10 protein-coding genes are annotated in these 9,430 nt (G+C 72.2%); 1 reads left to right on the forward strand and 9 read right to left on the reverse strand.

The window, feature by feature from the left end; genetic code table 11:
- On the forward strand, nucleotides 1-538 hold a 538-nt coding region (locus tag AC5LSR_RS07795), incomplete at its 5' end, for a lysylphosphatidylglycerol synthase domain-containing protein (RefSeq protein ID WP_445548706.1).
- A 292-nt stretch (nucleotides 539-830) separates the two neighbouring features.
- Here the strand turns inward: AC5LSR_RS07795 and AC5LSR_RS07800 are convergent.
- From AC5LSR_RS07800 to AC5LSR_RS07840, 9 genes are all read right to left on the reverse strand, one after another.
- Entirely contained in the window at nucleotides 831-1,313 is a 483-nt protein-coding gene (locus AC5LSR_RS07800) for a pyridoxamine 5'-phosphate oxidase family protein (RefSeq protein WP_250284908.1), read from the reverse strand.
- Between the two features lie 77 nt (nucleotides 1,314-1,390).
- Nucleotides 1,391-1,822 (reverse strand): type II toxin-antitoxin system VapC family toxin, encoded by a 432-nt coding sequence (locus AC5LSR_RS07805; RefSeq protein ID WP_047222616.1) that lies wholly within the window; start codon nucleotides 1,820-1,822, stop codon nucleotides 1,391-1,393.
- Complete coding sequence (locus AC5LSR_RS07810) at nucleotides 1,819-2,052, reverse strand: hypothetical protein (protein ID WP_493468297.1); 234 nt, start codon at nucleotides 2,050-2,052, stop codon at nucleotides 1,819-1,821. Before AC5LSR_RS07810 ends, AC5LSR_RS07805 begins: the two co-directional genes overlap by 4 nt.
- A 119-nt stretch (nucleotides 2,053-2,171) precedes the next feature.
- Nucleotides 2,172-4,322, reverse strand: coding sequence for a 3-hydroxyacyl-CoA dehydrogenase NAD-binding domain-containing protein (locus tag AC5LSR_RS07815; protein ID WP_493464690.1), 2,151 nt, complete (start codon nucleotides 4,320-4,322; stop codon nucleotides 2,172-2,174).
- Nucleotides 4,319-5,614, reverse strand: a complete 1,296-nt coding sequence (locus tag AC5LSR_RS07820) for a thiolase family protein (RefSeq protein ID WP_250282133.1) — start codon at nucleotides 5,612-5,614, stop codon at nucleotides 4,319-4,321. The genes AC5LSR_RS07815 and AC5LSR_RS07820 overlap by 4 nt, the downstream gene beginning before the upstream one ends.
- Before the next feature lie 313 nt (nucleotides 5,615-5,927).
- Nucleotides 5,928-7,376, reverse strand: a complete 1,449-nt coding sequence (locus tag AC5LSR_RS07825; RefSeq protein ID WP_250282131.1) for an HRDC domain-containing protein — start codon at nucleotides 7,374-7,376, stop codon at nucleotides 5,928-5,930.
- A gap of 214 nt (nucleotides 7,377-7,590) precedes the next feature.
- The gene (locus AC5LSR_RS07830) at nucleotides 7,591-8,217 is read right to left on the reverse strand and encodes a DUF3000 domain-containing protein (protein WP_250282142.1); all 627 of its coding nucleotides are present in this window, start codon (nucleotides 8,215-8,217) and stop codon (nucleotides 7,591-7,593) included.
- Nucleotides 8,218-8,392: 175 nt separating this feature from the next.
- A complete protein-coding gene (locus AC5LSR_RS07835) occupies nucleotides 8,393-8,650 on the reverse strand; it encodes a hypothetical protein (protein WP_250282129.1) in 258 nt (85 codons plus the stop codon).
- Between the two features lie 346 nt (nucleotides 8,651-8,996).
- Complete coding sequence (locus AC5LSR_RS07840; RefSeq protein ID WP_250282127.1) at nucleotides 8,997-9,392, reverse strand: DUF3817 domain-containing protein; 396 nt, start codon at nucleotides 9,390-9,392, stop codon at nucleotides 8,997-8,999.
- Nucleotides 9,393-9,430 lie beyond the last annotated feature (38 nt).

The raw sequence follows: 9,430 nt of genomic DNA on the forward strand, positions 1-9,430 counted from the left end.
TCACTACGGGCTGGTGCTGCTGGCCGTCCCGGTGTTCGCGGCCGTGCTGTACCCGCCGGTGCTCTCCGCGCTGCTGGCGTCCGCGTTCCGGCTGCTGCGCCGCCCACCGCTGGAACAGCCTCCCGGCGGACGCCATGTACTGGCCGCCGCCGGCTGGCTGCTGGCGGGCTTCGTGCTCTACGGGGTGGCGACCTGGCTGCTCGCCCGCGACCTCACCCCGTCGGTGCACGGCGTGCGCCTGCTGCTGCTGTCGGTGGGCGGCTACTCCTTCGCCTGGACGGCCGGTTTTCTCGTGCTGGTGCTGCCGGCCGGTGCGGGTGTGCGCGAGGCGGTGCTCGTCCTCACCCTGGCGCCGGCGCTCGCGGCCGGGCCGGCGACCGTCCTCGCGCTGATCATCCGCCTGTTCGCGACCGTGGCCGACCTGGTGTGGGCTGGGATCGGCATGGCCCTGCGGCCCACCCCCACCGGCGTGCCCACTGGACGGACCGCACCACCGGACGCCGTCCCATCGCGTCCGGAGCAGGCCGTACATCCTTGATCGAGCAACCGTTCCCGAAAATCCGCCCGACGCTTCCCGATGGGGATATACCGATGCCTGGGGATACGCGGAACCGAGGATACACAGAACTCCTCGGTCAAGATCTGTAACGGTTCTTCGGTCTGCGGTGATGCCGCGATCTAGATCTTATAGATGAAAGTTATGAATAGGACTCCCTGTTTCCGTCGGCCATTTTTCGGCAGTGGCCCGGGTGGTCGAAGAAACGTGGGCAATCGTTTTGCTCCGGCTTCCGGAGGATCTGACATCAGACTGCCATGTGATGCGCATGCCGTCATTGACGGGTCGTCCGTGTGGGTGGGCCGCCCTCCCGCCAGAAGTCGATGACGAGCTCCTCGTCGCCGACGCCGATCGTCGCGAGTTCGGTGACGTCGAGCCTGAACAGGGCGAACGGCTCCGGCACGGGGATCTCCGCGGACGCGGCCCAGGCCGCCCGGTAGGCGTCGAGGCTTTCCTGATCGGTCACCGCCAGCGCCCGGCCGGTGATTTTCGCGTCGCCGTCGGCGACGTTCTTGTCCGTTGTCGCGTTGTGCAGGGCGCATCGCGGATCCCGCGACAGGTCGATCGCCTTGCGTGAGTCGGGCATCATGCCCAGCCACAGCTCGCCGAGGGCGAACAGCGGCTCGATCCCGCTCACCCGGGGCGAGCCGTCGCGCCGGAGAGTCGCGAGGATTGCCAGCCCGTACGCCTCGAACCGCCCCCGGACCGCCGCTGCCAGCCGCGGGGCCGCGGCCTCCACCTCACTCCAGTTCGCCATGCCGGCCATGCTCCCAGCCAGCACCGACAGTTCCGCCCGACCGGCGGCGAACCCGGCCTACGGTTCCCGCGATTGCGTTACGCCTTCAGAGGATCTACCCATCGGACGCCGGGGAAGCGGGCGAAGTCGGCGTCGCTGGAGCACAGTTGCGCACCGTGCTCGATGGCGAGGGCCGCTAGGTGCGCGTCGGACGTGAGGTTCCCGGCTGTTCCCAGCGGCTCGAGAAGCTGGCGGAGTACCGCCGCATGGCGTTCGGTGGGATGCACCACCACGGCACACGGCCTGCTGAGCCAGCCGTCGACGATGTCGAGAATCTCCTCCGGGCGGAACGGATTACGAAAGATCGTGGCGCGTGTCGTCAACCGGATGACCCCGAGAAGCACCGGCCAGGCGAACGCCACGGTCTCGGTGCCGGACAGTATGTCCTCAAGCCAGGCCTGTGACGGCTTGTGCCTCGGTGAGGTGTCGTCCAGCGCATATATCAGCAGGTTGACGTCGGGTAGCTTCACTTGCGTAGTTCAAGCTTACTGATGATCTCGGCGTCCTCGAGTTCGGAAGTGAGTCGCAGGGCCTTGTCGAGGTCGACGTCGGGCCGTAGCCCGAGCGATCGACTGGGTACTCGGTAGGGAGGCACATCCTGGCGCCGGCCTGCCGCCAGGCCGGCGCGTACAAGTGTGTTCAGCGCTTCTTTGAACGACAGCCCTCGTTCACGGACGATTTTCTGAAGGGCTACTGCCACATCCGGGTCGAGAGTCACCGTCGTCCGCACTGAAGCATCATAGCATCAGGCGCTTGCTGTCATGATGCCAGAAGGCCGATGCCAGAAGGCCGGGGCGGGTCAGGGCCGGGGCGAAGGGGTCAGGACAGGGTGGCTACGCCGGGTGGGGTGAAGCGGCGGCCGGTGATCTTCTCGCTGATGCCGGTGCGGTCCAGGTAGGGGGTGATACCGCCGAGGTGGAACGGCCAGCCCGCGCCGAGCAGCAGGCACAGGTCGACATCGGCGGCCTCGGCGACCACGCCCTCGTCGAGCAGGGCGCGGATCTCCTCGGCGAGCGCGGCCAGGGACGCCTCCCGCACCTGCTCGCCGGTCAGCACCGGGGTGTCACCGCCGGCCGCGGACCTGATCAGCTCGGCGGCCTCGGGGTCCACCCGCTGGCCGTCGGGGCCCCACGTGTAGACGCTGGTCCTGCCGGCGGCCACCAGCCGGCCCAGGCCCTCGGTGCCGGGGAAGCGGTCCGGGTAGGCGGCGTGCAGGATCTCGGCGACGTGCAGGGCGACGGCGGGCCCGACCAGCCCGAGCAGCACCAGCGGTGACATGGGCAGGCCCAGCGGCTCGAGGGCCTGGTCGGCATCCTCCACCGGGGTGCCGTTGTCGATGGCGGCCAGCACCTCGCCCATGAACCGGGTGAGCAGGCGGTTGACGACGAACGCGGGCGTGTCCGTGGTGAGCACCGCGTTCTTCCGCAGCTTCTTCGCGACCGCGAGCGTTGTCGCGATCGCCGCGTCGTCGGTCTGCCGGCCCCGCACCGCCTCGACCAGCGGCATGATCGCCACCGGGTTGAAGAAGTGCAGCCCCGCGACCCGCTGCGGATGCGCCAGCACGGACGCCATGTCGCTGACCGACAGTGCCGAGGTGTTGGTCAGCAGCAGGGTCTCGGGGGAGACGACCGCCTCCAGTTCGGCGAACACCCGCTGCTTGACCGCGAGATCCTCGAAGACGGCCTCGATGACCAGGTCGGCGTCGGCGTAAACGTCCTTGGTCAGCGAGCCGGTCACGGCGCCGTGCAGCCGGGAGGCCTTGTCCGGGGAGATCCGCTTCCTGGTCAGCAGGTTGTCGATCTCCCGGTGGACGGTGGCGAGGCCGGCGTCGAGCCGGTCCTGGTCGATGTCGGTCAGCACCACCGGCACTTCCAGGCGCTGCGCGAACAGCAGCGCGAGCTGGCCGGCCATCAGCCCGGCGCCGACCACGCCGACCTTGGTCACCGGCCGGGCCAGGGCCGGGTCCGGCCCGCCGGCCGGGCGTTTCGCCCGCTTCTGCACCAGATCGAAGGCGTAGAGGCTGGCGGCCAGCTCCTCGCTGACGGCGAGGTCGGCCAGCGCCTCGGTCTCGGCCGCGTAGCCGGTGTCCCGGTCGGCGGTCTCGGCGAGCGCGATCAGGTCCAGCGCCAGGTAGGCGGCCGGGGCGGCGCCGTGCAGCTTGGCGTCGGCCAGCGCCCGGCCGCGGGCGACCGCGTCCGCCCAGACCGCGCCGCGCCGCACCGGCGCCCGCGCCGCGGCCGGGTCGATCTCGCCGCGGATGACCCGGGCGGCCCAGCGCAGCGCCTCCTCGAGGAAGTCCGCCGGCTCGAGCAGGACGTCGGCGAGGCCGAGGGCGAACGCCTGCGCGGCGCGCAGCATCCTGTTCTGGTTCAGCGGGTTCTCGATGGCGATGGTGACCGCGCGGTCCGCGCCGACGAGGTTGGGCAGCAGCTGGGTCCCGCCCCAGCCGGGCAGCAGGCCGAGGAAGACCTCCGGCAGCGCCAGCGCGGTGACGTCCGATGACAGCGCACGGTAGTCGCAGTGCAGCGCCACTTCCAGGCCGCCGCCCATGGCCGCGCCGTTGACCAGCGCGAACGTGGGGACCTTGCGGCCGCCGAAGTGTCCCTCACCGATCCGTCGCAACGCCGCGTGGCCGAGTTCGCCGATCGCGTGGATGCCGGCCCGGGCCGCTTCCGGGTCGCGCAGCGACGACCGGAAGGCCAGGTCGGCGCCGACGCTGAAGATGAACGGCTTGCCGGTGACAGCAACCGCCGACACGGCCGGGGTGTGCGCCTCGATCTCGTCGGCGGCGGCGAGCAGGCTGCGCAGGCCGGCCGGCCCGAAGGTCGACGGGCGGGTGTGGTCCAGGCCGTTGTCCAGAGTGACCAGCGCGAGCGGCCCGGCCACACCCGGCAGGGCCACATAGCGGACGTGGGCCTGGGTCACCACCTCGCCGGGGAAGTCGAGGGCGGTGGCCGGTGTCCCGCTCATCGGGCTCCTCCTGTCCGTCCGGACGCCTGCGCGGCAGCGCTGGCAGCGCTCCTGCCGCTGGCGGCACTCCTGCCGTTGGCAGCGCCGGCGTCGCCGGTGAAGTGCGGGTTCTCCCAGATGGTGGTCGCGCCCATGCCGAAGCCCACGCACATGGCGGTCAGCCCGTAGCGGACGTCGGGACGGTCGGCGAACTGGCGCGCGAGCTGGGTCATCAGCCGGACGCCGCTGGAGGCCAGCGGGTGCCCCAGCGCGATCGCCCCGCCGAAGGGGTTCACCCGCGGGTCGTCGTCGGCGATCCCGAAGTGGTCGAGGAAGGCGAGCACCTGGACGGCGAACGCCTCGTTGAGCTCGAACAGCCCGATATCGTCGATGGACAGGCCGGTGCGGGCCAGCGCCTTCTCGGTGGAGGGGATCGGGCCGAGGCCCATCACATGCGGCTCGACACCGGCGAAACCGAACCCGGCCAGCCGCATCTTCGCAGTCAGCCCGAGTTCCTCGGCGACATCCCCGGCGGCGAGGATGCAGCCGGTGGCGCCGTCGTTGATGCCGGCGGCGTTGCCCGCGGTCACCCGGCCGTGCGGCCGGAACGGCGTCTTCAGGCCGGCCAGGCCCGCCAGGGTGGTGTCGGGGCGCGGCGGCTCGTCGGCGGTGACGAGCTCCCAGCCGCTGTCGGTGTGGCGGGCGGCGACCGGGACGAGGTCGGGCTGGATCAGCCCGTCGGCGTACGCCTTGGCGACCTTCCGCTGGGAGGCCAGCGCGTAGGCGTCCGTCCGCTCCTTGGTGATCGTCGGGTAGCGGTCGTGCACGTTCTCCGCGGTCTGGCCCATGACCAGCGCGGAGGTGTCGATGAGCTTCTCGGAGACGAAGCGCGGGTTGGGGTCGGCGCCCTCGCCCATGGGGTGGCGGCCCATGTGCTCGACGCCGCCTGCGATCGCGACGTCGTAGGCGCCGACGGCGATCGCGGACGCGGTGGTGGTGACGGCGGTGACCGCGCCGGCGCACATCCGGTCGATGGCGTAGCCGGGCACGGACTGCGGCAGCCCGGCCAGGATGCCCGCCACCCGGCCGATGGTCAGCCCCTGGTCGCCGGTCTGGGTGGTCGCGGCGATCGCCACGTCGTCGATCCGTTCCGCCGGCAGCGCCGGGTTGCGCCGCAGCAGCTCACGGATGACCTTGACGATCAGATCGTCCGCTCGTGTCTCGGAGTAGACCCCCTTGGCCTTGCCGAAGGGGGTTCGGACGCCGTCGACGAACACGACGTCGCGGACGGAGTCCCTGGCGGATTGGAACACTGTGCCTCCTGACCGGGGAGACCCGGCAGGTCGCTATCGAAACCGGTCCGGTCACGCCCGCGGAGCGCATGTGACGGACGGCGATCTACCGGGAGGACGGTACCGGTGCCGGCGTGACCGCCGACACGGTCAGCCTACGGCAGAAGGTTACCCATGGGTAACCCCATTCGGCCTCGATCCCGGTTCGACACCGACGCCGGCCGGGCGCCGGCCCCGCCCCGATGCCGGCCGGGGCCCGGCGCTGGCTCCGGCGCTGGCTCCGGCCCGGCCAGCGACAGCGACAGCCCGGCCCGGACGGCGGCGGCCCGGACGGCTATACGCTCCCGTCCGGGCCGTTCGTCGGTTCGGTGGCCGGCTCCGCCGCCGGCCTGGCCGCTGGCTCCGCCACCGGCTCGGCTACCGCCACCGGCTCGGCTACCGCCACCGGCTCGGCTACCGCCACCGGCTCGGCTACCGCCACCGGTTCCGTTGCCGGCTCGGCCAGGGCGTCCGCGACCGGCCCGGCGGTGAGCGCCACCTGCCAGGGCCGGGCGCCGCCGGCCCGCAGCACCCCGGCCACCAGTTCGCTGGTCACCCGCGGGTCGCTGACCTGGTGGTCGCTGGCCGCCGGGCGCGGTGGTGACCAGGCGAGCCGGCGGGCGAGAGCCGGTTCCAGCAGGTTCTCCACCGGCATGGTCCGCTCGGCGGCGATCGCGGTGAGACGGGCGCGTACCCGGGTCAGGCGGGCGGCGGCCGCCGGGTCGCGGTCGGCCCACCGGTTCGGCGGCGGCAGGGCGTCCGCGTTGGCCGAGGCGGGCGCGGGCAGGGCGTCCTCGGGCAGCCCGGCGGCCTCCCGCAGGGCGGCGAACCAGGTCCGCGCGGTGCGGCGCAGCCGCGGGCCGGAGAAGACCGGCAGCCGGGTCAGGGCCTCGACGTCCACGGGAGCGGTCAGCACCGCTTCGATGATCGCGCTGTCCGGGAGCACCCGGCCGGGCGCGATGTCGCGTTCGCGGGCGATGCGGTCCCGGGTCGTCCACATCGAGCGGACCGCGGCGAGCTGGCGCCGGTTGCGGACCCGGTGGATCCCGCTGGTGCGCCGCCACAGGTCCGGCCGCGGCTCCCGCGGGGGAGCGGCCGCGATCGCGGCGAACTCCTCCCGGGCGAAGGCCAGCTTGCCCTGCGCCTCCAGCTCGGCCTCCAGCGCGTCGCGCAGTTCGACGAGCAGTTCGACGTCGAGCGCGGCGTAGCGCAGCCACGGTTCGGGTAACGGCCGGGTGGACCAGTCGGCCGCGGAATGCCCCTTCTCCAGGGTGAAGCCCAGCACCTTCTCGACCATGATCCCGAGCCCGACCCGCTCGTAGCCCAGCAGCCGGCCGGCCAGCTCGGTGTCGAAGAGCAGGCCTGGGCGCAGGCCGACCTCGGCCAGGCAGGGCAGGTCCTGGCTGGCCGCGTGCAGGACCCATTCGGCGTCGCCGACGGCGTCCTGCAGGCAGGTGAGGTCGGCGAGTGCGACCGGGTCGACAAGATGGGTGCCCGAGCCGCGGCGGCGTACCTGGACGAGGTAGGCCCGCTGGCTGTAGCGGTAGCCTGAGGCCCGTTCGGCGTCGAAGGCGACCGGGCCCGTGCCGGCGGCCAGCCGCGCCGCCGCCGCGAGCAGCGCCGTCCGGTCGACGATCACGGCAGGTATGCCCTCGGCGGGTTCCAGCAGCGGGCGGGCCTGCCCCGCGCTGCCGTCCGGCCCTTGGCCGAGTTGGTGGGATGAGTCCGGAACCGTCGACGTCACGATCGGCGATGGTACGTCGCGAACAGCGTCCAAGCGTGCTGGACGGGTGCAGGGAAACCAGCCAGATCGACCAGGGACGGCGGTTTGCCCCGGATCAGGGGCCTTCTTTCACCCTGGAGAGCCGATCGGTCGCTCAAAGCGTCGGAATGCTTGTGGGACCGCGGTATGGGCGGGGCCGGCACCGGGCCGGCGTCAGGCCGGCACCGGGACGGGGTCAGGACGGGTGGCGGGACGGCAGAGGTATCACTCCGCGTATCCGTGGGGGCAGGCCCACCATGGCCGCCAGCAGGTCGACGAAGGAGTGGAGCTGGGCCGCCGCCTCGGCGGGCCGCCACAGACGGTGATCGCAGCCGTTGGTCGTCCCGGGCCACTCCGGCGACCAGGAGCAGCGCAGTTCCACGTCCGAGTTGTCGCCGTCCGCCGCCAGCACACCGAACCGTTTCGAGCTCGTGATGGTCACCGTGCCGCCTATCGCCCGGTAGCCGGCCTGGTTGGCCTCCATCGCGTCCCGCAGCCACGACCAGACGACCTCGGGCAGCAGCGGGTCGGCGGCGATCTCGGGGTCGACCGCCGCGCGGGCATAGCAGACGAACCGTGCCGTGCCCTCCCAGGCGCTGTGCCCAGCCGGGTCGAACAGGAGGATCAGCCGGCCCGAGGCGGCTTCGTCGCCGTCCTGCGAGAGCCCGCCGGCGGCCGCGAACGCGTACGGCGCGAGTCTCGCCGGCGCCTGGATCTCGTGTACCGCGACCTCCGGGCGGACCCGGCCCAGCGCGTCCCGCAGCGCAGCCGTGGCCGCGAGGAAGACAGCTGGGCCGCCGTCCGGAGACAGCGGCGCGCCCATGGACGTCACGGTAGGACGTCCTGACCGTGCGCGCGCGACGGAGCATGGATGTGCGAGATGGTGTGGGCGGCAGTACGGGCGAGCGGTGCGCGGAGCAGCCGACAGGGAGCCAACCGGCAGGAAGCGGCCAACCGGTCAGGTGGCATGGCACGACCACCGGTCAGGCGACATGTGGTCAGGCGACATGGCACAGCTGGTGGTGGCGCGCTGCTCCACCGGACGGCTCCGGCTCCGGCGTGCGTGCCCGGGCGGCCGGCGTCCCCGGCTGCCCCGGGCCGACGAACAGGGCTGTTCCGCAGTCGACGCAGGCACGGTCGGGACAGTCCACGCCGTGCCCGTCGGCGCACGGGGGCTGTTCGAAACCGCGCTCGTCGCCGCACCGCGGGCAGATCAGAAAGATCAGCTCGTCACCGCCCACAAGGACCTGTTCCATCCGGACACCACTCCCCAGGGCATGCTCACGACACAGAGGGTGTGCGTGGACATCACAGGCCCTCTCATCCCATCCCGACTTCCCTGACGGTGGCACGGACAGGCCCCATCTCCGCGTATTCGGTGCCGGCGTGTCGTGCACGTGCACGATGCCCGGTACATAAGTCATCGCGGTAACGGTTGTGTTGCGCGGCCATTGGGATGTTCATGCCGTTTCGTGGTGCCGCGGTGGCCGTGCCGCGGGCCGGCCCACCGGCCGGCCCCACCGGCCGGCACCGTGGGCCGGCCCGCGCTCACCTGCCGGAGGTGGCTCGAGAGATGGGTGTGACGGTTCGCCGGAGCTGGCCTCAGGACACGGGTTCGGATGCCGACGCAGCGGGGGCGCCCGGCCCGGCGTGGGCGGCATCGGCAGTGCGGCCGGCCGCCGGTGCCCGCAGCCACCGGCGTTCGACGAAGTAGGGGGCAACCGGCAGGACGGACGCCCCGAGCGCCAGCAGCGTCCGCCGCGTCGCCCAGTGCCGCGTCGTGGCGACGGCGACGATGAGCGCGCAGTAGGCGAGAAAGAGCACGCCGTGGATCGGCCCGAGCACCCGGACCCCACCGGGGTGGTCGGCCGTATGTTTGATCACGGTCGCCGCCAGCAGGAGCAGGAAGGACGTCGCCTCGGCAATCGAGATCAGCCGGGCGGCGGCGAGCAGCTGGTCGCCGCTGTCGGACCGTCGGTGGGCACCGTCGGCTGGCATGTTCGGCCTCCGTAGTCGTTATGCATGGTCGGTCGTTG

It is taken from the genome of Protofrankia sp. CiP1_Cm_nod4, assembly GCF_982290645.1.